This window comes from Bradyrhizobium sp. 23AC (assembly GCF_054863025.1).
On the sequence record NZ_JAVAYN010000006.1, the window covers coordinates 43,947 to 65,478 of the forward strand.

The 21,532-nt window shown below is 64.5% G+C and carries 20 protein-coding genes; 4 read left to right on the forward strand and 16 right to left on the reverse strand.

Features of this window, described 5'->3' with window-relative positions; translation table 11 throughout:
- Positions 1 to 190: 190 nt before the first annotated feature.
- Entirely contained in the window at positions 191 to 1,750 is a 1,560-nt protein-coding gene (locus RAD10_RS16115) for an acyl-CoA carboxylase subunit beta (protein ID WP_461618289.1), read from the reverse strand.
- A complete protein-coding gene (locus RAD10_RS16120; RefSeq protein WP_461618290.1) occupies positions 1,680 to 2,654 on the reverse strand; it encodes an IclR family transcriptional regulator in 975 nt (324 codons plus the stop codon). Before RAD10_RS16120 ends, RAD10_RS16115 begins: the two co-directional genes overlap by 71 nt.
- Positions 2,655 to 2,747: 93 nt before the next feature.
- Between RAD10_RS16120 and RAD10_RS16125 the strand changes: the two genes are divergently transcribed.
- The 4 genes from RAD10_RS16125 (at position 2,748) to glsA (ending at position 8,480) form a co-directional block, all read left to right on the forward strand.
- Complete coding sequence (locus RAD10_RS16125; RefSeq protein WP_461618291.1) at positions 2,748 to 2,969, forward strand: acyl-CoA carboxylase biotin carboxyl carrier protein subunit; 222 nt, start codon at positions 2,748 to 2,750, stop codon at positions 2,967 to 2,969.
- Between the two features lie 168 nt (positions 2,970 to 3,137).
- On the forward strand, positions 3,138 to 4,304 hold the full coding sequence (locus tag RAD10_RS16130) for a TAXI family TRAP transporter solute-binding subunit (RefSeq protein ID WP_461618292.1): 1,167 nt from the start codon (positions 3,138 to 3,140) through the stop codon (positions 4,302 to 4,304).
- Between the two features lie 231 nt (positions 4,305 to 4,535).
- Complete coding sequence (locus RAD10_RS16135; RefSeq protein ID WP_461618293.1) at positions 4,536 to 6,611, forward strand: TRAP transporter permease; 2,076 nt, start codon at positions 4,536 to 4,538, stop codon at positions 6,609 to 6,611.
- 21 nt (positions 6,612 to 6,632) lie between these two features.
- A complete protein-coding gene (gene glsA / locus RAD10_RS16140) occupies positions 6,633 to 8,480 on the forward strand; it encodes a glutaminase A (protein ID WP_461618294.1) in 1,848 nt (615 codons plus the stop codon).
- A gap of 79 nt (positions 8,481 to 8,559) precedes the next feature.
- Here the strand turns inward: glsA and RAD10_RS16145 are convergent, their stop codons facing one another.
- The 14 genes from RAD10_RS16145 to RAD10_RS16210 all read right to left on the reverse strand — a co-directional run bounded on the left by RAD10_RS16145 (position 8,560) and on the right by RAD10_RS16210 (position 21,384).
- Positions 8,560 to 8,862: a nucleoside triphosphate pyrophosphohydrolase family protein gene (locus RAD10_RS16145; protein ID WP_165637169.1), complete on the reverse strand. Its 303-nt coding sequence runs from the start codon at positions 8,860 to 8,862 to the stop codon at positions 8,560 to 8,562.
- Between the two features lie 26 nt (positions 8,863 to 8,888).
- Positions 8,889 to 9,416: a carboxymuconolactone decarboxylase family protein gene (locus RAD10_RS16150; RefSeq protein ID WP_461618295.1), complete on the reverse strand. Its 528-nt coding sequence runs from the start codon at positions 9,414 to 9,416 to the stop codon at positions 8,889 to 8,891.
- A 481-nt stretch (positions 9,417 to 9,897) separates the two neighbouring features.
- Positions 9,898 to 10,257 carry a Zn-ribbon domain-containing OB-fold protein gene (locus tag RAD10_RS16155; protein ID WP_461618296.1) on the reverse strand — a complete coding sequence of 120 codons (360 nt, stop codon included), beginning with the start codon at positions 10,255 to 10,257 and terminating at the stop codon, positions 9,898 to 9,900.
- Positions 10,254 to 11,390, reverse strand: coding sequence for a thiolase family protein (locus RAD10_RS16160; RefSeq protein ID WP_461618297.1), 1,137 nt, complete (start codon positions 11,388 to 11,390; stop codon positions 10,254 to 10,256). Before RAD10_RS16160 ends, RAD10_RS16155 begins: the two co-directional genes overlap by 4 nt.
- Positions 11,387 to 12,601, reverse strand: coding sequence for a CaiB/BaiF CoA transferase family protein (locus tag RAD10_RS16165; RefSeq protein ID WP_461618571.1), 1,215 nt, complete (start codon positions 12,599 to 12,601; stop codon positions 11,387 to 11,389). The genes RAD10_RS16160 and RAD10_RS16165 overlap by 4 nt, the downstream gene beginning before the upstream one ends.
- A 127-nt stretch (positions 12,602 to 12,728) precedes the next feature.
- Complete coding sequence (locus tag RAD10_RS16170) at positions 12,729 to 12,935, reverse strand: hypothetical protein (protein ID WP_028145154.1); 207 nt, start codon at positions 12,933 to 12,935, stop codon at positions 12,729 to 12,731.
- A 122-nt stretch (positions 12,936 to 13,057) separates the two neighbouring features.
- A complete protein-coding gene (locus tag RAD10_RS16175) occupies positions 13,058 to 14,227 on the reverse strand; it encodes an acetyl-CoA acetyltransferase (RefSeq protein WP_028145155.1) in 1,170 nt (389 codons plus the stop codon).
- A gap of 59 nt (positions 14,228 to 14,286) precedes the next feature.
- A complete protein-coding gene (gene eda, locus RAD10_RS16180; RefSeq protein WP_461618298.1) occupies positions 14,287 to 14,937 on the reverse strand; it encodes a bifunctional 4-hydroxy-2-oxoglutarate aldolase/2-dehydro-3-deoxy-phosphogluconate aldolase in 651 nt (216 codons plus the stop codon).
- A gap of 13 nt (positions 14,938 to 14,950) precedes the next feature.
- The gene (locus tag RAD10_RS16185) at positions 14,951 to 15,925 is read right to left on the reverse strand and encodes a sugar kinase (protein WP_461618299.1); all 975 of its coding nucleotides are present in this window, start codon (positions 15,923 to 15,925) and stop codon (positions 14,951 to 14,953) included.
- A gap of 24 nt (positions 15,926 to 15,949) precedes the next feature.
- Positions 15,950 to 16,936: a D-erythronate dehydrogenase gene (gene denD, locus RAD10_RS16190; RefSeq protein ID WP_461618300.1), complete on the reverse strand. Its 987-nt coding sequence runs from the start codon at positions 16,934 to 16,936 to the stop codon at positions 15,950 to 15,952.
- Between the two features lie 68 nt (positions 16,937 to 17,004).
- Positions 17,005 to 17,940: a carbohydrate ABC transporter permease gene (locus RAD10_RS16195; protein WP_028145159.1), complete on the reverse strand. Its 936-nt coding sequence runs from the start codon at positions 17,938 to 17,940 to the stop codon at positions 17,005 to 17,007.
- Complete coding sequence (locus RAD10_RS16200) at positions 17,933 to 18,850, reverse strand: carbohydrate ABC transporter permease (RefSeq protein WP_201759889.1); 918 nt, start codon at positions 18,848 to 18,850, stop codon at positions 17,933 to 17,935. Before RAD10_RS16200 ends, RAD10_RS16195 begins: the two co-directional genes overlap by 8 nt.
- 100 nt (positions 18,851 to 18,950) lie before the next feature.
- The gene (locus RAD10_RS16205; protein WP_461618301.1) at positions 18,951 to 20,270 is read right to left on the reverse strand and encodes an ABC transporter substrate-binding protein; all 1,320 of its coding nucleotides are present in this window, start codon (positions 20,268 to 20,270) and stop codon (positions 18,951 to 18,953) included.
- A 46-nt stretch (positions 20,271 to 20,316) separates the two neighbouring features.
- Positions 20,317 to 21,384, reverse strand: a complete 1,068-nt coding sequence (locus RAD10_RS16210; protein WP_461618302.1) for an ABC transporter ATP-binding protein — start codon at positions 21,382 to 21,384, stop codon at positions 20,317 to 20,319.
- Positions 21,385 to 21,532 lie beyond the last annotated feature (148 nt).

Sequence of the window (21,532 nt, forward strand, 5' to 3'; positions counted from 1 at the left end):
GGCGCCAGCTTCTCGTGTCCCGGACGCACCGCAACGCGTAGCGTTGCGGTGCTGAGCCGGGACCCAGAAGGCTGCGAGCTCGCTATTGCATGGGCTCTGCAGCGCACCGCTGCCGGACGATGCTTCGCATCGCCAGGGCAGCGCTGCGCTGCGTCCGGGGCACGAGCGTCACGGCCTGGCACAAGGAGGCCTAAGGCCTGATCGAAAAATTCTCCGGCGGTCCCGCTTTTCGCAGCGGCTCGGCGAGGCGCGCGAACTCGCACAGCAGCGACCTTGTCTTCCGGGGATCGATGATCTCCTCGACCCAGAATTTTTCGGCCGAGCGGAACGGCGAGCGCAGCTTGTTGAGGCGCCCCTCGATCTCCTTGAGCTTCTCCGCCTTGTCCTCGGCCGCATCGATGTCGGCGCGGTAGGCGGCCTCGATGCCGCCTTCGAGCGGCAGCGAGCCCCAATAGGCCGACGGCCAGGCGTAGCGGATCGAGAAGCGATCAGCCGGCTGATGCACCACGCCAGCGACGCCGAACGCGTTGCGCAGGATCACGGTGCACCAGGGCACGGTGGTCTGGTTCACTGCGGCCATGGCACGAACGCCGTGGCGGATGGTCGCCGCCTTCTCGGCATCGAGACCGATCATGAAGCCCGGGCAATCCATGAGATAGACGACCGGCAGATGGAAGGTCTCGGCGAAGTCGACCCAGCGCACCACCTTCTGGCACGCATCCGCCGTCCAGGAGCCGCCATAATGAAAGCTGTCGCTGGCGAGCACCATCACCGCCCTGCCCTCGAGTCGCGCGAGACCGACGATGATGGGCTTGCCGAAATTCTTGCCGACCTCGAAGAACGAGCCCTTGTCCACGACGGACTCGATGATGGGCCGCATCTTGTAGACCTGCTTGCGGTTGCGCGGCACCGCGTTCATCAGCGCCTCTTCGGAGCGCTCGGGATTGTCGGTGCAGGGCAAGGTTGGCGGCAGCTCGTAGACCGACGACGGCAGATAAGACAGGAAGCGCCGCGCGCAGGCGAACGCCTCTTCTTCGGTATCGACGGCATGGTCGACCGCGCCGGCCCGGGTCTGGATGTCGGCGCCGCCGAGCTCCTCCTTCGACAGGTCCTGCCCCAGCGCCTTCACCACCGGCGGGCCCGCGACGAACATCGCGGACTTCCGGGTCATGATCGAATAGTGGCTGGCGGCAAGGCGTGCCGCGCCAAGGCCTGCGACCGAGCCAAGGCCGAGGGCGACCACGGGAACGCGCGACAAATTCTCCGTCGTGAAGCGATACCAGCGTGTGCCGCCGATGCCTCCAGGCAGGTTCGCCGCGCCCTTGGTCTCGATGGTCTTGACCGAACCGCCGCCGCCGGAGCCCTCGATGATGCGGACGATCGGCAGGCGGAAATCATGCGCCATCTCCTCCGCCATCAGCGGTTTTGCCGAGATCGACGCATCCGCCGAGCCACCACGCACGGTAAAATCGTCGCCGACCACCACCACGGTGCGGCCATCGACGCGCGCGCGGCCGAACACGCAGTTCGCCGGCGTCAATTTCTGCAACTCGCCGCTGGTGTCGTACTCACCGATGCCGGAGACGGCACCGATCTCGTGGAAGCTGCCTTTGTCGATCAGCTTGTCGATACGCTCCCGAACAGTCAGCCGGCCCTGGTCATGCTGTCGCTTGACCTTGTCAACGCCGCCCATCTCCCGCGCGAAGGCTTCGCGCCGGGCGAGCTCGTCGAGTTCCGGCTTCCAGTTCATTCACTCCCTCCGAATTGATCGGCTTGTTATTGTTGTGCACGGCCATTGCGACCGGTTTACGCGGGATGCGGTTGTTGAAGGCGTCACCTTCCGCGCCCTCCATCAGGCTGCCGAGCGACCGGCCGAGCTCGAGCATCAGGGGTGCGACTTCGGCATGCAGCCGCTGCTCGTCATACATCGTGGACAGAAGGCCGATCGTGATGACGACGTAGGTCTGGTACTGCGGCGACCAGATCGGCACCGCGAGTCCGTTGATGTGCGGGCTCCACAAGCCGCAGGCCACGACATAGCCGCGCTCACGCAACATCTGCCGATTGGCTTCAATGCGGGGTTTCAGGATCTTCGCAGCCTCGGGCGCTTCCCGTTCCACGTCCGCGATGAAGGCATCGCCGATCTCCGGCGCCAGCGCCGCGGTGTAGGCCGCGCCCGCGGCGGTCGAGGCCATCGAGATGCGGCTGCCGGTGCCCTCGTGCAGGCCGAGGGCGGTCGCCGAGCGCGCGAACTGCAGATAGACCAGATGGAAGCGATCGGGCACGACGAGGCCGACGGTGCCCGGCAGCTGCTCGGCGACTTCCTGAAGCCGTTGCCGGATCATGCTGCGCAATTGCGCGCCCTTCATCATCGAGGCGCTCATCGCCACCGCGCTCGGGCCGATGCGATATTTCTGATCGCGCGGCAGGTAGACCAGCTGGCCCATCCGCGTCAGCGTGTGCGTGAGCCGCGACACCGTCGAGCGCGGCAGGCCGCAGCGATTTGAAATCTCGAGATTGCCGAGCCTTGCCTCGTGGCCCTCGAAGCATCGCAACACGTCGAACGCGCGCGAGACCACCTGGATGACATCACCCTCACCGGCATCGCCAGCGAGCACACCTTGCCTACTCAACCGCTCGGATCGTCGTCCCATGTTCCCTACCGTTTGTTCCGCTGTGCGGAATTAAATTCCACTTGCAGACGACGCTACCTCAGGCATTTTGCGACGACAACAAAAAGGGATGGCATGCCAGAAATTAAGATCGTCACGGAGGTCGCCGGGCGCGTCTGCGCAACTCCCGTGCAAGTTGGAGGAACCGTTGCGGATGGCGATGACGTTGTAATCGTCGAAGCCATGAAGATGGAGATACCGGTATCCTCGCCCGCGAACGGCACGATCACATCGCTTCTGGTGAAACTCGACGACGTCGTTGCCGAGGGACAGGCGGTCGCGATTGTCGCGTGCTGACGGCGTTATCCGTCGCTTCCGCGGCAATCTGTCAGTCTCGTTCCCGCACGCGCGGTACGGCGTTGCCATCGCCTGATACGGGTGACATGATCCGTCGCAAACAAAACTCTGTTTCAAACAAAGAACGAAAATCTTCGCGGCAAACGCGAAAGATCATTGGAGGGAAACATGCTTCGTGGGCTGCTCGTGCTCGCGCCTGCCTTGGTGGCGGGCATCTCTTTTGCGTCTACACGCTATTCGTTCGCCGAAGACATCAAGCTGCCGGCGACGTTGACGTTCACCGCCTATGATACCGGAACCGCCGGCTTCAACATCGCGGTCGGCGTCGGCAAGATGATGAAGGACAAATACGGCACCGATGTGCGCGTGCTGCCCGCAGGCAACGACGTCGCCCGCCTCGCGCCGCTGCGCGCCAAGCGCGCGGCATCCTCGGCGATGGGATCCGGCACCTACTTCGCGCAGGAAGGCATGTTCGAGTTCGGCGCGAAGGAATGGGGTCCGCAGCCGCTTCAGATCCTGCTCTCGACCGTCGACTGCAATTGCGGATCGCTCGGCGTCGCCGCCGACACCGGTGTGAAGGAGCTGAAGGACCTCAAGGGCAAGCGTGTCGGCTTCGTGGTCGGCTCACCCGCGCTGAACCAGAACTCGCTCGCAGTGCTCGCCTTCGCCGGGCTGACGCAGAAAGACGTCAAGGCCGTCGAATTCGCAAGCTACGGCGCGATGTGGAAAGGTCTGATCAACAACGACGTCGACGCCGCTTTCGGCACCACCATCACCGGCCCCGCCAAGGAAGCCGAGACCTCGCCGCGCGGCTTGATCTGGCCGCCGCTGCCCGCCAAGGACAAGGAAGGCTGGGCGCGAATGCAGAAGGTTGGATCGTTCTTCTTCCCGCAAACTGCGACCTGCGGGGCCGGCATCTCGCCGGACAAGCCGGTCGAGCTCGGCAACTACCCCTATCCGATCTTCGTCGCCTATGCCTCTCAGCCCGCCGACCAGGTCTATGCGATCACCAAGGCGATGATCACAAATTACGACGCCTACAAGGATTCGGCGCCCGGTGCCGGCGGGCTCGCGGCCGACCGCCAGACCAAGAACTGGGTGGTGCCGGTGCATCCCGGCTCGGTGAAGGCGCTGAAGGAAGCCGGACAATGGAGCGATGCGCAGGAGGCGCACAACAACAAGCTGATCAAGCGGCAGGAGGTGCTGGCAGCCGCGTGGGCCGATTACGGCAAGTCCAACCCGCCGTCGGACGACAAGGCGTTTCTCGACGGCTGGATGAAGGCCCGCGCAACAGCGCTTGCGAAAGCCGACATGCCGAACGGGTTCGAGGATTAGAGCGCGATGTTGTTGGGCTTGATGGCCGCCGCGCGAGAAGTGCGCCCCCTCTCCCGCTTGCGGGAGAGGGTATCTCCGCAGTGGGACTCCCCCAGAGGAGAGAGCCCTCACCCGTCGCTTCGCGCCGACCTCTCCCGCAAGCGAGAGAGGTTGAGCGAGCTCGCGGCCGCATTCGAGTCAACCAACGGCCATTCGCCTAATTAGTTACCAGCCCACGCGCGGGGTCGATTGATGTCTTCTGTTTCCACCTCCACTGCCCCGCAAGACGAGACCAAGCGGGTCGTGTTCGACGATCCCCATGGCGCGGCCGGCAACATGCAGGAGGCCGAAGTCACGCGCGTGCGCACCTTGCGCGGCGCCTGGCGCTGGACGCTGGTCGCGGCGACCGCGGCGACGATCCTGCTCTGCATCAACCAGCAATTCTCGCTGCGCTTCTTCATCGGCTACACCCAGCTCAACACGGAGTATTTCTATCTCCTGATCGCGTTGATGCTGCCCTTCACCTTCCTGATCTTTCCCGGCACGGAGCGCGCCCCGCTCGACCGGATTCCCTGGTACGACCTCGTCTTGTTCGTCGCGACTTTCGCCGCAGCGCTGCTGCTGATGTCGAACGTGCGCAAGGCGGCGGAGGCCGGCTGGGAGTTCGGCGGCGCGCCGAACAACGTGATCGCCGCGGGGCTCGTAATGTGGGCGATGCTGATGGAGGCGTTGCGCCGCACCGGCGGCTGGAGCCTGCTGTTGAGCGTGTTCCCCTTCACCGTCTATCCGCTGTTCGCCGAATCCAGCTGGCTCGGCCCGTTCCGCGGCACGCAATCGACGTTGGAGCAGGCGACCGCCTATCACGTGCTCTCCGGCGAAAGCCTGCTCGGCATTCCGATCCAGGCCTTCGCCGATACCGTGATCGGCTTCCTCGTATTCGGCACTGCGCTGATGATGACGGGCGCCGGCAAATTCTTCATTAACCTCTCTTTCGCGATGTGCGGCACGTTCCGCGGCGGCGCGGCCAAGGTCTGCATCTTTGCGAGCGGCCTGCTCGGCATGATGTCCGGCTCGATCATCTCCAACGTGCTGACCGCCGGCACCATGACCATCCCCGTGATGAAGAAGAGCGGCTTTCGCGCCTCCTATGCCGGCGCGATCGAGGCCTGCGCCTCGACCGGCGCGGTGCTGGCGCCGCCGGTGATGGGCGCGACCGCCTTCGTGATCGCGCAGTTCCTCAATGTCAGCTACGCCGAGGTCGCGGTCGCCGCCATCATCCCGGCCGCGCTCTATTATGTCGGCCTGTTCATGCAGGTCGATTCCTACGCCGCGCGCCACGGGCTGAAGGGGATTCCGCGCGCCGAGCTGCCGCGGATCATGGATACGATCAAGGACGGCTGGTACTACGTCTTCGTCATCGCCCTGCTGATCGTGATGCTGCTCTACTTCAAGCGCGAGAGCCATGCACCATTCTACGCGACCGCGCTGCTGCTCGTGCTCAACCAGTTCTTCTCCAAGGACACGCGCTGGACCTTTGCGACGATCGGCAAGTTTCTCGAGGTCAACGGCCGCACCTTCGTCGAGCTGGTCGGCATCCTCGCCGGCTGCGGCCTCCTGATCGGCGCCTTCTCGATGACCGGCGTGGTGTCGAGCCTTGCCAACGATCTCCTGCATATTGCCGGCGACAATCCCTTCCTGCTGCTCGGCATGTGCGCCCTCACCAACCTGATCCTCGGCCTCGGGCTGACGACGACGGCCTGCTACATCTTCCTCGCCATCCTGGTCGCGCCCGCGCTGGAGAAGCTCGGGCTGAACAAGATGGCCGTGCACATGTTCATCTTCTATTGGGGCATGCTGTCGTCGATCACCCCGCCGGTCGCGATCGCGTCCTTCGCGGCCGCGGGCATTGCCGGCTCGCCGGCGATGAAGACGGGCTGGGAATCGATGTGGGTCGGCAGCATCATCTATTTCATCCCGTTCTTCTTCGTGCTCAATCCGGCGCTGGTGCTGCAAGGGCCGAGCCCGTATCTCGCCGGTCTCGGCCTGATGGGACTTGCCGCGTTCGGCACGCTGTTCATCTGCGGCGGCATCCAGGGCTACCAGCCCTTCGTCGGCGACCTCCGCCGCGCTGGCGGGCTGGAATGGCCGATCCGCGTTCTGCTGGTGATCGGCGGCTTCGTGGTGGCGACACCGGGCGGCGGGATCATGCCGCTGTCGCAGATGCAGGTGACGCTGCTGGGCCTTGCCATCCTTGCACCCACGGTTCTGCTCGCCCTGCTGCTAGTCCGACGGCAGACGGAGGTGCCGAACGGGTTGCGCGTACCCTGATTGCGTTGCACAAGAGAGGCGATGACCCCGCTCTCGCCTCTCGCCGCCGCCTGGACCCGCTCGAAGCCGCCCTTGCTGCGGTTTCTGGATAATTGCCTCAACGAATTCTCCGCCGAAACCTCGGGCAGCGTCGCCGACTATATCCCCGAGCTGAGCAAGGCTGATCCTGCCTATTTTGGCATCAGCCTCGCCACGCTCGACGGCCATGTCTACGAGGTCGGCGACTCCAGGGTGCCCTTCACCATCCAGTCGATGTCAAAACCGTTCGTGTTTGCGCTGGCGCTGGACCTTCTGGGCGCAGGCCGGGTCGAGAGCGCGATCGGCGTCGAACCATCAGGCGATCCCTTCAACTCGATCCGGCTGAATTCCGAGAACCACCCGTTCAACCCGATGGTCAATGCCGGCGCGATCGCCTGCACTGGGCTGATTTACGACAGCAAGGGTGCAGATGCCTTCGAGCAGATTCGCCGCGCGCTGAGCCGCTTCGCCGGCCGCGATCTCGCGGTGGACGAGGCCGTCTACGGCTCGGAGAGCCAGACCGGCGACCGCAACCGCGCGATCGGGTATCTGCTCAAGACCAACGCCGTGATCTCCGACAATGTCGCAGGCGTCCTCGACGTCTATTTCCGGCAATGCGCCGTGCTGGTCACCGCGCGCGACATCGCGGTGATGGCGGCGACCCTCGCCAATCGCGGCGTCAATCCGGTCACGGGTGAGCAGGTGCTGACGCCTTACGCGATCTCGCGCACGCTGTCGGTGATGACGTCCTCGGGCATGTACGACTATGCCGGCGAATGGATCTACCGGATCGGCATTCCCGCCAAGAGCGGCGTCGGCGGCGGCATCCTTGCCGCCCTCCCCGCCCGCCTCGGGCTCGGCAGCTATTCGCCGAAGCTCGACAAGCATGGCAACAGCGTGCGCGGCATCAAGGTCTGCGAGGCGCTGTCTTCGCATTACGATCTGCACATGCTCAACCGCAGCGACGATGCGCGCAACGCCGTCATCGCCGACTACGATATCGGCAAGAGCCCGTCACGCCGCGTGCGCCGGCCGCAGGAGCGCGAGATTCTCGCCGCGCATGAGCAGGAGGTGCGGATCATCGAGCTGGTCGGCACGCTGTCGCTGTCCGCGGTCGACTACGTCTCCCGGCGGCTCGCGGGGCGGCCCCGTCCGCAATTCGTGATCTTCGATCTGCACCGCGTCACCTCCACCACGCGCGCCGGGGCGCGGCTCGTCGCCGAAGCGTTCGAGGAGCTCGCGGCGCTGAACGTGACTGTCGTGCTGTCCGGCGTCAGGCGCGCATCCAAGGAATGGGACACGTTGCGGGAATGGACGGCCGAGCTGAAGAACGTCCGTGATTTCTACCTGCTCGACACCGCGATCGAATGGGCCGAAGACCAGATCGTCTACCGCTACGGCGGCTCGATCGACTTCCACGAGACCACCGAGCTTGCCGAGCAACCGCTGCTCGAGGGCCTTGGCGAGGACGAGCTGACGGATCTCACCTCGATCTGCACCATCCGCACCTATCAGTCCGGCGCGAAGATTCTCACCACGGGCGATCCCGCCGATTCCCTGTTTTTCCTGCGCAGCGGCGCCGTGCACGTCACGCTGCCTGACGGCGTGCGGCTCGCGACGCTGACCGCGGGCATGGCGTTCGGCGAGATGGCGTTGCTGGAGTCCACGCGCTCGGCCGACGTCTTCGCCGACATGGCGGCGACCGCCTATGAGGCTCCGCTGCAGGAATTCGAACGCTTTCGCCAGCAGCACCCGCACGCCAGCGAGCGCATCATGCGCAACCTCGCCCAGCTCCTCGCCGACCGCCTGATCGTGGCGAACGCGAAGGTCGATATTCTGACGTCGACGTGAGTGATCCAAGTCCTGATGGGATGAGCCGCGCTTGGCGTCCCGATGGAGGTGCGCTCCCTCCCCCTCAGTCCGTCGCGCCCTACCGGCTGGCCGCCTCGCCCAGCCGTCGCTTGATCTTTGCCGCGCTCTTTTCAAGTAGCTCGGACGGTTTCTGGCCGGTCGTCGCGCAGAGGCAGGCCCAGTAATAGATGACGTCGCCGAGCTCATCGACGAGGCCAGCCTTATCGAGCCAGTCATCGCGCAGCAGCTTCTTGATGTGCTCTGCCACCTCGCCGGCCTCGCCCGCGAGGCCGAGACCGAGATAGGACAGCCGCTCGTTGGACGGATGTTCATCGACTTTCGCAACGCTCGCAGCCCAGGCCGCATATTCATCGATCGTCATTGGCATCCCTCGCCGCGGTGCTTCGATCAGCCCACCACTTCGGTAACGGGCTGGAGATCGATCTCGAACGTCTCCAGGAATTTTGACGTCATGATGTAGAAGCCGACCGAGAGCTGGAGCTCGACCAGCGCAGCCGGCGTCAGCTTCGCTGCGATCGCCTTGAAGGTCGCATCCGTCGGCTTCTTGAGCTTCACGATCTCGTCGGTGAAGGCGAGCGCGGCGCGCTGCACCTCGTTGAAGCACGTCGCCGCCTGCCAATTTTCGAGCGCCTCGTTCTGCGCGTCGGTGACGCCGACATTCTTGCCGATCCGCTTGTGCGCGACGATCTCGTACGGGGCCTCGCACAAGATGCCGGTGCGGGTGATCGCAATCTCGCGCACAACCGGATCGAGCTCGCCCTTGTGACGGATGGCGCCCCCCAAGCGGCAGTACTGCTCGAAATAGCTCGGCGAGTGCGCCATCATGCGGAAGATGTTGGCGTTGCGGTTCTTGTCGAGAATTTCGCGGGTGCGGTCGGATGCCTTGGACGGGTCGCTGTAGCTGATGCGGGCCATGATTTTCCTGAAGTTTTCCCTGATTTTTTGATGCTTTTTGTCGTCGTCCGCGCAAGTTCCCGAAGACTCTATTCGCGCGAGGACGCAGGAGCAACATTATCGAGTCAAATTGCCGCCGCATTGCTGATCGACCCTGACACAGTCGATATTCGCCGCGTGGGGACAAATCACGGTGAGTACTCGCAAATGGGGTGTTCCGAGTAAAACAATTGGCCATTGGGTGCGCTAGCCGCACAACGATGAGTCACGCCCAAGTCTAGGGAGAAAAAGGCATGAAGGAAGCCACCAAGGGGGCGGCCTCGGGAGCGCTCGCGCATATGCTGGCGGTGACGGCGATGCTCGTCATCGCCAGCATCTTGTTCTACGGGCGTTAGTTGGAGTTCTAGAGTTTTCGTCATTCCGGGGTGGCCCTCGCACAGGCCAGGCCCAGAATACCCGTTCCAGGCTCGGTCCCATGACCGCCCCCGAATGACGAATCCCGTTACGTGTCCTTCGTGAAGAACGGCACGAGTTTCCCGGCAAACGGCTTGAAGCTCGCGACGACCGAATCGCCGATGGCGAGTCCGTTGTCGCCATGCGCCATCATGCGAAAACCCTCGGCGCAATCGACCAGCAAAATGTTGTAAGGCACGTGCGCGCGCGTCTCGGGCGTGGCGGCGCGGCAGACCAGCGAGGTGGCATAGACCCTGCCTTTGCCGCTGGCGCGCTGCTCGCGCGGATCCGATTCGCCACAAGCCGCGCAGAAGGCGCAGTGGAAATACTGCACGTGCCCGCATGAGCTGCAGGTCTGGTAGGTGATGGCCGCTTCGCCCTTGGTCCAGTCCGCCAGACGCTCGCTCATCGCACCCGCTCCAGGAACATGCTTACATGCGACGACAGCACGCCGCCGTCGCCATGCAGCAACGCAATCGAGGCGTCGCGCACCTGGCGGCTCGCCGCCCGCCCCGTCATCTGCAAGTGCGCCTCGACCAGATGCGCCATTGCGCCGCCGACGCCGCAATGGCCGTAGCTGAGCAGGCCGCCATGGGTGTTCAGCGGCATCGCGCCGTCGCGGCCGAAATGGCCGGCCCGGACCCGCGCGGCCGCTTCGCCGCGGCCGGCAAGGCCGAGGTCTTCCAGCAGCATTGCGAGCGTGATGGTAAAGCTGTCGTAAATCGCGGCGTAGCGCACGTCAGAGATCGCAAGGCCCGTGGCCTTCTTGGCGCGGGCGATGGAGATCTCGGCGCCGAGTTCACTGAGCGCTGGCGCGGCCGTGACATGCTGATGGGTATGCGCCTGCGCGCAGCCGCGGATGCGCACGCCCGCCTCTCCGGTCCGCTCGCGGCTGATAACGAAGGCCGCGCCGCCGTCGGAGACCGGACAGCAATCGAGCAGCTTGAGCGGCATCGCCACCGGCTTCGAGGCCATGACGTCGGCAACAGTGATGGGCTCGTGGAATTGCGCGCCGGGATGGGTGCAGGCGTGGCTGCGCATCAGCACGGCGAATTCGGCGAGATCCTGTTCGGTCACGCCAAATTCGTGCATGTACCTGTTGGCGACGAGGCCGTAATAGGCGGGAATGGTCGGACCCAGCGGCACCTCGTAGTCGGGATGGCCGACCTGCGCCAGCGCCTGGATCGAGGCATCACGGCTCTGCCCGGTGAGGCGGTTCTCACCGGCGACGACGAGCACATTGCGCGCGACGCCCGAGGTGACGAGGTGATGCGCCAGCATCGTCATCGCGAGCCCCGTGGCGCCGCCGACCTGCACGGCGTGGGCGTAAGACGGGCGAATGCCAAAGTGCTCGGCGAACACGGTCGCCAGCATGATGTGGGGCGAGACGGTGGAATAGCCGCAGAGGATGCCGTCGATATCCGAACGCTTCAGCCCGGCATCGTCGAGCGCGGCTTGCGCGGCCTGGCTCATCAGGTCGAGCGAGGACGAGCCTTCATGCTTGCCGAAGGGCGTGAGGCCGACGCCGGTGATGAAGCTCATGGTGCCTCTCCCCACTCAGGTGGCGAGCGTGTGACGCCGTCGCGCACCATGGCGGCGATCTCGTCGGCGGAGTATCCGATCTCGCGAAGAATCTCCGCGCCGTGCTCGTTGAGCCGCGGCGCCAGCCGCGCCGGCTCGGCCTCCGTCTCCGACCAGGTCGCCGTCACCTTCATGCTGCGGATCGGGCCCTCGGTCGGATGGGTCACGACCGGGAAGAAATTCGTCGCCTCCAGATGTTCATCATGCAGGATCGAGGCGAGGTCGTGCATCGGCATGACCGGGACGTCGGCCTTGGTGAGCAGGTCGATCCATTCGGCGGTGGGGCGCGTCTCGAAGATGCGTGCGAGCTCGGCATAGACGACGTCGATATTGGCGGCGCGCCCCGCGAAAGTCGCGAATTTGGGATCGACACGCAGATCATCGCGCGCCGTCGCCTTGAAGAAATTCTCCCACTGCTTGTCGTTGTAGACGATGACGCTGAGATAGCCGTCCGAGGTCTTATAGGGCCTGCGGTCGCGTGAGAGGTGGCGGGCATAGCCGCCCTTGTCGAGCGGCGGCTCATAGGTGAGCCCGCCCATGTGATCGCCCATGACGAAGCCGGCCATGGTCTCGAACATCGGGATGTCGACCCGCTGGCCGCGTCCGGTGCGGTCGCGATGCACGAGGCTGGCGCAGATCGCGCCGACGGCGGTAAGGCCGACGATGCGGTCGACCAGCGCGTTCGGCACGTAGCGCGGCACACCGTCGCCGGTCTGCGCCATCAGCGCCGGCAGCGCGGTGGCGCCCTGGATCAGATCGTCATAGGCGGGCTTTGCGGCATACGGGCCATCCTGGCCAAAGCCGAACACGCCGGCATAGACGAGGCGCGGATTAATTTTCGAGACGACGTCGTAGCCGAGTTGCAGCCGCGCCATCGCCTGCGGACGGACGTTGTAGACCAACACGTCGGCGTCCTTCAGAAGCCGCAGCACGGCCTCGCGGCCGGCGGGCTTCTTCAAATCGAGGCAGATCGAACGCTTGCTGCGGTTGGTGTTGAGAAACACCGGGCCCATGCCGGCGTGACGCATCGGGCCGATCAGGCGGGTGACGTCGCCATCGAGCGATTCCACCTTGATGACGTCGGCGCCGTAATCGCCGAGCATCTGGGTCGCATAAGGCCCCATCAGCACGGTGGTCATGTCGATGACCTTGATGCCCTTCAGCGGCCCCATCATTCGCTCCCGATTGCGCGGGGGCCAAGGCGCGGCCCCGCGATTTCGGTCCAGCTAAAGGCAGCGAGGCCGCGCGCACAAGGGCGGCCGGCGTATGGCCGCATGCGCCGCGCGGTGATACCGGCCGCTATTTCTTCTGGCGGGATTCGCGGATCTTGAGGAGCCGGTCGAGCTCTTCGTTCTGCTGGCTGATCCGGTCGGCGATGCGCGACTCGTTCTGCTCGCCTGAGGCGGCTGCGGCCTGCTCGATAAGCTGCCTTATATTGTCCTCGAGGATCGCAATCCGACCGTTGAGTGCGTCCATCGACAGCGAGTCTTCGTAGTCAGTGCTCATGATGCTTTTCCGCCAATCAATCAGGAGCCGTAGGGTGGGCAAAGCGAAGCGAGCCCACCATGATCTAGCGCAAGGAAGATGGTGGGCACGGCGCCTTCGCGCCTTTGCCCACCCTACAAGACCTACTTCAGCGGCTCCAGCACCGAGACGTAGTTGGCGACCGCGGCACCGCCCATGTTGAAGATGCCGCCGAGCTTGGCGTTCTTGAGCTGCATGCCCTCGGGCGCCTGGCCTGCGAGCTGCATCGCGGTCATCACATGCATGGAAACGCCGGTGGCGCCGATCGGATGGCCCTTGGCCTTCAGGCCGCCGGACGGATTGACCGGCAGCTTGCCGTCCTTGAGCGTCCAGCCTTCCTTGATGGCGCGGGCGCCCTGCCCCCTCGGCGTCAGGCCCATCGCTTCGTATTCGATCAGCTCGGCCACGGTGAAGCAGTCATGGGTCTCGACGAAGGAAAGATCGGACAGCGTCACCCCCGCCTTCTCCAGCGCGCGCTGCCAGGCAACGGTGCAGCCCTCGAACTGGAGAATGTCGCGCTTGGACATCGGCAGGAAGTCCTGGGCGTGCGCGGTGGCGCGGAAGCCGATCGACTTGGTCATGCCCTTGGCGGTCTCGGCGTCGGCCAGCACCAGCGCGGCGGCGCCGTCGGAGACCAGCGAGCAATCGGTGCGCTTCAGGGGGCCGGCGACGTAGGGGTTCTTCTCGCTCTCGGCGCGGCAGAAGTCGAAGCCGAAATCCTTGCGCATCTGGGCGAAGGGATTGGCGACGCCGTTCTTGTGGTTCTTGGCCGCGATCAGCGCCAGAGCGTCGGACTGGTCGCCGTACTTCTGGAAATAGGAGCTGGCGATCTTGCCGAACACGCCGGCAAAGCCGCCGACGGTGTCGCCGTCCTCGGGCAGGTAGGACGCCTTCAGCAGGTTCTTGCCGATCTCGGCGCCCGGGGTGCGGGTCATCTGCTCGACGCCGACGACCAGGACGATCTTGGCGGCGCCTGCGGCGATCGCGCGCAGGCCCTGGTGCACGGCGGCAGAACCGGTGGCGCAGGCGTTCTCGACCCGGGTGGCCGGCTTGAAGCGCAGCTTCGGGTCGGCCTGGAGCACCAGCGAGGCGGTAAAATCCTGCGCCGAGAAGCCGGCGTTGAAATGGCCGAGCACGATCTCGTCGACATCGCCGGCCGAAATGCCGGCATCGGCCATCGCCTCATTAGCGACGCGGGTGACGAGGCTTTCGACGGTTTCGGTGTCGAACTTGCCGAACGGCGTATGCGCCCATCCGACGATGCTGGCGGTCATGGTCATGTCTCCCTGGGGTCTCTTCCTGAGCTAAGTCTTAGCGCAGGGATGGCAAGACTTCACGCGGGTTTCAGGGCCTTGAGGGTGCGCTGGCAGATGGCAGTTATGCCGGCCCAGTTCCCGGCCCTGATTTCGGCCGTCGGGCACAGCCAGGAACCGCCGACCGCGACCACATTGGGCTCGGCGAGCCAGCTCGCCGCGTTGGCCTCACCGATGCCGCCGGTCGGGCAGAACCGCACGTTCGGGAACGGTCCGCCGAGCGAACGCAGGCCCTTGATGCCGCCGGCCTGCTCGGCCGGGAAGAATTTTGCGACGTCGAGGCCGTGCGACAGCGCCATCATCAGCTCGGACGCTGTGGCGATGCCCGGCGCGAACGGCAGCGAGCTGTGGGCGGCGGCCTTGAGGAGATCGGGGGTCAGGCCAGGGCTGATGCCGAAGGCGACGCCGAGCTTCTCGACACGGGTGAAGTCGGCCGGATTGAGGATCGTGCCGATGCCGACGACCGCCTCCGGGACTTCGGCCATCATCGCCCTCGCCGCCTCGATCGCAACCGGGGTGCGCATGGTCACCTCCAGCGTGCGGACGCCGCCGGCAACCAGCGCGCGCGCCAGCGGCACGGCATCCTGGATACGCTCGATGGTGAGGACGGGAATGACGGTCGCCGCCTTGAACAGCGCGGCGAGGTGGTTCTGTTGGGCAGTCGTGGTCATAGGGTCTCGATCTTTACTTGGTCGCCTGGCGGGAGGTCGCCGGCCGGTGCCGTTTCTTCGGCGGCATGGCATAGCCCGGAATAATGGCGCCGGGATAGCAGATCACGAGGCTGGCGAGGCGATGCCCGGCCTGGGCAGCCTCGACCGGATCGGAACCGGCGAGCCGGGCCGCGATATAGGCCGCGGCAAAGCTGTCGCCGGCCGCCGTGGTGTCGACGACGGGCTTGGTCATCAGTTCGGCGCGGACCTCATGGGTAGCCCCGGGGAAACGCAGCAGGCTGACGGGCTCGGCGAGCCGGAACACCAGCTCGGGCGTCGGGATACGTGCCATCAGCTGGTCGTTGCTCTCGCCGGGATAGAGCGCGAGCAGATCCTCGGTGGAGGTCAGCACGATGTCGGCGGCGGCGAAAGCAGCCGCAAACACCTCGCGCGCGACGTCGCGGTCCGGCCATCCCCGCGCGCGAAAATTGGTGTCGAACACGAAGCGGGTGCCGAGCAGGCGCGCGCGCTTGATTGCCGCGAACAGGCGCTCGCGCCCGGGCGCATCGTAGATCGAGAGCGTGATCGCGGAGAGATAGACGATGTCGTAGCTCATCAGCGAGTTGAGGAGCTCATCGGTCTCCGGCAGATTCATCAGCTGCCGCGCCGCCGCGCTGTCGCGCCAGTGAAAGAATTGGCGCTCACCCTTCGCATCCAGCTGGATCATGTAGAGGCCGGGCAGCTTGCCGGCCAGCCGCACGACACGCCTTGTACCGACATTCTCCGCGTTCCAGGCCGCGATCATCTCGTCGCTGAGGCCGTCATCGCCGAGCGCGGTGAGATAATCGACCTTGACCTCGAGCCGCGCCAGATAGACCGCGGTGTTGAGGGTGTCACCGCCGAAGCCGCGCGAATACAGCCCGCCGCCCTGCCCCTGCCCGGCAGACGCGTTTCCTTGCGCCTGTCTGAGCTCGACCATGCATTCGCCGATGCAAGCAACGCTCGCCATCACCAGGGCCCGCTCAGTCAGAGATCATGCGACGAAGTTGCCGCCGAGCTCGTCTTCGATGTGAATGCGGATGATGTCCTCGAAGGTCTTCTCGGCAGTGGTGAAGCCGAGCTCGAGCGACCGCTTCGCATTGAAATTGCGCGGCCAGCCGCCGACGATGCCGACGATGAAGGGATCAGGCTCGCGCTTGATGCGCGCCGCGACCTTGTCGCCCGCAACCCGCTTCAAGGCGGCGATCTGCTCGCCGACCGTCGCCGACAGACCCGGCATGGTCAGGTTGCGTCGCGGGCCGACCGTGGCGAGATCCATGGTGCCGGCATGGAGCAGGAAGCCGACCGCGGAGCGCGGCGTGGCGTGCCAATGGCGTACGTCCTCGGACACCGGGAGGATCACGTCCTTGCCGGCCAGCGGCTCGCGCAGGATGTTGGAGAAGAAGCCCGATGCCGCCTTGTTGGGCAGGCCGGGCCGGATGCAGATGGTCGGCAGGCGGATGCCGATGCCGTCGAGGAAGCCGCGGCGCGAATAGTCGGCGAGCAAGAGCTCGCCGATCGCCTTCTGGGCGCCGTAGCTGAGCAGCGGGGTGTGGAAGAACTCGTCGCCGATCGCATCCGGGAACGGCGCGCCGAACACCGCGATCGAGGACGTGAACACAACGCGCGGCTTGTAGCCGCCGCCGACCAAACGAATGGCATCGAGCAGCATTCGCGTGCCGTCGAGATTGATGCGGTAACCCTTGTCGAAATCGAGCTCGGCCTCGCCCGAGACGATCGCGGCGAGATGGAAGATCACGTCCGGGCGGCCGGCGATCAGCTTTTCGGCAGCGCCCGGCACGGCGAAATCGCCCGACACCGTCTCGACCGGGAAACCGGCCTTCTCGGGCTTCTTCGGCTCGACCACGTCGTGCATGGTGAGCTTGGTGATGTCGCTCTTGCCGAGCCGGCCGTCACGCAACAGCCGTTCGCACAATTTGCGGCCGACCATGCCGGCGGCGCCCAGAACCAGAACGTGCAAGAGCTTAACTCCTTGGTTATTGGCCGGAGCGCGCAGCCTCCGGCGCGCTCCCGTGGCAGACCCCCCGACTATTCCTTCACGGCGCCGGTCATCGCGGACACATAATGCTCCACGAAGAAGGCGTAAAGGATGACGAGCGGCAGCGAGCCGGCCAAGGCTCCGGCCATCAGCGAACCCCAGCGGTAGATGTCACCGTCCACGAACTCGTTGACGATCGCGACCGGCACCGTCTTGTTGCTGGTCGACTGCAGGAAGGTCAACGCGTAAATGAACTCGTTCCAGCACAGCGTGAAGCAGAAGATGAAGGCCGAGATCAGCCCGGGGATTGCGAGCGGCAGAACGATCTTGATCAGGATCTGCCAGCGGCTCGCCCCGTCGATCAGCGCGCATTCCTCGAGCTCGAACGGGATGGTCTTGAAATAACCCATCAGCAGCCAGGTCGAGAACGGGATCAGGATGGTCGGATAGGTCAGGATCAACGCCAGCGGCGAGTCGAACAGGCCGTACTGGAACACAACCGTGGCGAGCGGGATGAACAGGATCGACGGCGGCACCAGATAAGCGAGGAAGATCAGCCCGCCGACGAGATTGGCGCCCTTGTAGCGCAAGCGCACGATGGCGTAGGCAGCTAACACCGACGCGATGATCGAAAGCACCGTCGCGCAGACGGCCACGTACATCGTGTTCCAGAGCCAGTACGGGTAGTAGCTCTCGAACAGCAGCTTGTGGAAATGCTTGAAGGTCGGATTCCAGGTCCAGAACGGGTTGTACCTGTCGAGATCGAGCAATTGCTCGTCCGGCTTCACCGAGGTCAGCGCCATCCAGTAGAACGGGAACAGCAGAACGATGACGATGATCGCGAGCGGCAGGTACAGCGTCACCATCCGGCGCGGCACCGACTGCAGATAGCTCATGCCCTCGCTGTGATCGTCCTTCGCCACCGTCGGAGAGGATCCGGATAGCACGGCCTTGAGATCAACGGACCTGGTGGGCAGATCAGTCATTGTTCTCTCCCTGCTGCCATTTCCTGCGCTGGAGGCCGAACCACGAGACCATGATTGCGGCGAGCAGGAACGGGATCATGGCACTGGATATCGCCGCGCCCTCCCCGAGCTGCCCGGCGATGATCGCGCGCTGGTAGGACAGCGTCGCCATCAGATGGGTGGCGTTGACGGGGCCGCCGCGGGTCATCGCCCAGATCAGCTGGAAGTCGGTGAAGGTGAACAGCACCGAGAAGGTCATCACGACGGCGATGATCGGCGTCAGCAGCGGATAGGTGATGAAGCGGAAATTCTGCCAGCGCGTGGCGCCGTCGAGCGTTGCGGCTTCATAGAGCGAGGGCGACACCGTCTGCAGGCCCGCCAGCAGCGTGATCGCCACGAACGGCACGCCGCGCCAGATATTGGCGAAGATCACGCAAATCCGCGCCCAGGTCGTGTCGCCGAGGAAGTTGATGTTTTGGTTGATGATACCGAGATGCCTCAGCGACCAGGAGATGATGGAGAATTGCGAATCGAAGATCCACCAGAACGCCAGCGCCGAGAGCACCGTCGGCACGATGAAGGGGATCAGGACCATCGCGCGCAACATCGCCTTGAACGGCATGTTCTCGTTCAGCAGCAGCGCGAGATAAAGCCCGATCGCGAATTTGAGGGCGCTGGCGACGAAGGTGTAGAGCAGCGTGTTGAACACCGACAGCCAGAAGATGGAATCGTCCCACAGCCACTCATAGTTCTCGGTGGCGACAAAGTGCCCGACCCTGCCGATGCGGGTGTCCGTGAAGGACAGCCAGATGCCGAGCCCCAGCGGATAGGCCAGGAAGAAGATCAGGAACGCCATGGCCGGCACCATGAACCAGAAGCCGAGCCAGTTGCGATTGTGTTTGAGCTGGGTCCAGGCGCTGTCCTCGCTCATATGAGGCTTGGCCCGGGGAATTGCGACATCAGCCATGCCCGATATCCCTGATCGAAATGTTGACGAGCGGGCGGCCGAATGGCCGCCCGCCCCGTGACGCCTAGCGATAGATGCGCTTCAGCTGGCGCTCGGCTTCCGCCATCGCGCCCTTCGCATCCTTGGTGCCGGTGCAGTAGTTGGCGAACATGTCGACGACGATGAAGTCGGCGATTGCCGTCGCCGCCTTTTCGCCGACGGTGCCGATACCGGCCGCCGGGAGAGTGCGCTTGGACGCCTGCGAGAACACGGCATTCTTGGGATCCGCCGTCCAGATCGGCGCCGATTCATAGCCGTTCAAGGTCTGCGTCAGATAGCCCTGCGCGCCGTCCAGCCACTTCTCGTAGTTCTCCTTCTCCAGCATGAAGGCGACGAAAGCCTTCGCCGCATTCGGGTATTTGGTGAAGTTGAAGGCGAGGATCGGCAGCGCAAGCTGCAGCTCGGTCGGCTTGCCGACCGGTCCGACCGGCCAGAGCGCGTGATAGGTGTCCTCGGCGAGCTCCTTCTTGCTCGCATCGGTCTTGGCGGCGACGTAGATCGAGATGCCGTTCGCCGTGCAATAGAGCTCGCCGGCGAGGAACGCCTTGTTGTTGGACGAATCGTTCCAAGACGCGGTGCCCGGGATGAAGGCATCGTACAGCGACTTGCAATATTCAAGCGCCTTTGCCGTCTCCGGCGAATTGATGATGATCTTGTCGTTCTGGTCGACCGTGTAGGCGCCGTGGCCCCACAGCACCCAATGCAGCCACGAATTGCCGTCGCCCGAGGCGTGCCCGAGAGCGAAGCCGGCCGGCGTGTTGTTCGCCTTCAGCGCCTTGCACATCTCGAGGAAGCTGGGGAAGTCCTTCGGGAATTCCTTGAACCCCGCCTTGTCGAGCGCGGACTTGCGGTACGTCATGTAACCGCCGTTGGTCGCGACGGGAATGCCGAGCCAGTCGTTGCCTTGCTTGCAGGTCTTGGCGGCCGCATCGGTCCAGCCGCCGTACTTCTTGCCGAGATAATCGGCGACGTCGTTCATCTTCAGCACTTTGGTGGGGAACAGCTGCGGCAACGTGTGCAGGCCCCAGGCGAGATCGAGCCCGGAGCCGGTATTGGCCGCAACAGAGGCCTTCGGCTGCACGTCCTCGAAGGATTCGCTGAACACGTTCATCTCGGTGCCGGTGGCAGCCTTGAACGCCGCGACCATTGCGTTGAACGCATCGTCCTCAGCCGGCACGAAGCGCTTCCACCGCATCACGGTCAGCTTGGCACCGGGCTCCGCCTTCCAGGGCGCGCTCTGCGCCCAGGCCTTGGCGAAATCGAACAGTGCCGGCCCGGTAAGCATGCCGGTTGCAGCCAGTGCCGTTCCGCCTTGAAGCAGAGTCCGGCGGGTAAAGTCTTGCATGTCGTCCTCCCTGTGATGCTTTTTATTATCTTAACTTAAACTTACGCTACGCGTTCAGGCGCTTTCCCGTCGCCTCGTCGAACAGATGCACCAGTGACGGGTCGGGCTTCAGCCGGACCTTGTCGCCCGGTTTGAACTGGTGGCGTTCGCGGAAGACCGCGACCACCTGCTCGCCGCCGATCTTGGCGAACACCTGCGTCTCCGAGCCGGTCGGCTCAACCACGATGATCTCGGCTTCGGCACCGTCGTCGGCAATGGTGAAATGCTCGGGCCGCACGCCGTAGACCGCGGGACGGCCGTCGGACGCCGCGGGCGCGGTCTTGAGCGGCAGCTTGACGCCGTTCGGCCCCTCGAAGGTCGCAACGCCGTTGACGCGCACATGCCCCTTCAGGAAGTTCATCGCGGGCGAGCCGATGAAGCCGGCGACGAACTGGTTGTCGGGCTTGTCATAGAGCTCGAGCGGCGTGCCCATCTGCTCGACGATGCCGTCATGCATGACGACGATCTTGTCGGCCATGGTCATGGCTTCGATCTGGTCGTGGGTGACGTAGACGGTCGTCGTCTTCAGCCGCTGGTGCAGCTCCTTGATCTCGGTGCGCATGGCGACGCGCAGTTTGGCGTCGAGGTTGGACAAGGGCTCGTCGAACAGGAAGACCTGCGGGTCGCGCACGATGGCGCGGCCCATCGCGACGCGCTGGCGCTGACCGCCGGAGAGCTGGCGCGGATAGCGATCGAGCAGCGGCGACAGCGCGAGGATCTCGGCGGCGCGCTTGACGCGCTTGTTGATCTCGTCGGCGCCCGCATTCCGCAGCTTCAGCGAGAAGCCCATGTTGTCGGCGACCGTCATGTGCGGATAGAGCGCGTAGTTCTGGAATACCATCGCAATGTCCCGCTCCTTGGGCTGGACATTGTTGACGACGCGGTCGCCGATCGAGATCGTGCCGGAGGTGATGTTCTCGAGACCGGCGAGCATGCGCAGAAGCGTCGACTTGCCGCAGCCGGAGGGGCCGACCAGAACGACGAACTGGCCGTCCTCGATCGGTACAGTCACGCCGTGCAGGACTTCAAAATTGCCGAACGATTTCCGCACGTCGCGGATTTGCACAGACGACATCTAGCTCCCTCCTCGAAAGTCCACGGCGCCTCTAGCGCCGCGACCGTCTTGTTTTTTCAGACTTCACCGAACTCGGCCCGATCTTAGCGGGCAACATTGTCGGCAGTTTGTGCGGTTTTGGCAATTTGTCTTTGGTTAGTCGTTGCTG

Coding starts and splice junctions, on each gene's coding strand:
- RAD10_RS16175 (WP_028145155.1), bottom strand. CDS start 14,227: ATGACCGCCAGCATCGTCGGATGGGCGCATACGCCGTTCGGCAAGTTC.
- RAD10_RS16120 (WP_461618290.1), bottom strand. CDS start 2,654: ATGGGACGACGATCCGAGCGGTTGAGTAGGCAAGGTGTGCTCGCTGGC.
- RAD10_RS16150 (WP_461618295.1), bottom strand. CDS start 9,416: ATGGCCCGCATCAGCTACAGCGACCCGTCCAAGGCATCCGACCGCACC.
- RAD10_RS16135 (WP_461618293.1), top strand. CDS start 4,536: ATGTCTTCTGTTTCCACCTCCACTGCCCCGCAAGACGAGACCAAGCGG.
- RAD10_RS16125 (WP_461618291.1), top strand. CDS start 2,748: ATGCCAGAAATTAAGATCGTCACGGAGGTCGCCGGGCGCGTCTGCGCA.
- eda (WP_461618298.1), bottom strand. CDS start 14,937: ATGACCACGACTGCCCAACAGAACCACCTCGCCGCGCTGTTCAAGGCG.
- RAD10_RS16170 (WP_028145154.1), bottom strand. CDS start 12,935: ATGAGCACTGACTACGAAGACTCGCTGTCGATGGACGCACTCAACGGT.
- RAD10_RS16205 (WP_461618301.1), bottom strand. CDS start 20,270: ATGCAAGACTTTACCCGCCGGACTCTGCTTCAAGGCGGAACGGCACTG.
- RAD10_RS16165 (WP_461618571.1), bottom strand. CDS start 12,601: ATGGGGCCGCTGAAGGGCATCAAGGTCATCGACATGACCACCGTGCTG.
- RAD10_RS16130 (WP_461618292.1), top strand. CDS start 3,138: ATGCTTCGTGGGCTGCTCGTGCTCGCGCCTGCCTTGGTGGCGGGCATC.
- glsA (WP_461618294.1), top strand. CDS start 6,633: ATGACCCCGCTCTCGCCTCTCGCCGCCGCCTGGACCCGCTCGAAGCCG.
- RAD10_RS16200 (WP_201759889.1), bottom strand. CDS start 18,850: ATGAGCGAGGACAGCGCCTGGACCCAGCTCAAACACAATCGCAACTGG.
- RAD10_RS16195 (WP_028145159.1), bottom strand. CDS start 17,940: ATGACTGATCTGCCCACCAGGTCCGTTGATCTCAAGGCCGTGCTATCC.
- RAD10_RS16155 (WP_461618296.1), bottom strand. CDS start 10,257: ATGAGCGAGCGTCTGGCGGACTGGACCAAGGGCGAAGCGGCCATCACC.
- RAD10_RS16145 (WP_165637169.1), bottom strand. CDS start 8,862: ATGACGATCGATGAATATGCGGCCTGGGCTGCGAGCGTTGCGAAAGTC.
- RAD10_RS16185 (WP_461618299.1), bottom strand. CDS start 15,925: ATGGCGAGCGTTGCTTGCATCGGCGAATGCATGGTCGAGCTCAGACAG.
- RAD10_RS16210 (WP_461618302.1), bottom strand. CDS start 21,384: ATGTCGTCTGTGCAAATCCGCGACGTGCGGAAATCGTTCGGCAATTTT.
- RAD10_RS16160 (WP_461618297.1), bottom strand. CDS start 11,390: ATGAGCTTCATCACCGGCGTCGGCCTCACGCCCTTCGGCAAGCATGAA.
- RAD10_RS16115 (WP_461618289.1), bottom strand. CDS start 1,750: ATGAACTGGAAGCCGGAACTCGACGAGCTCGCCCGGCGCGAAGCCTTC.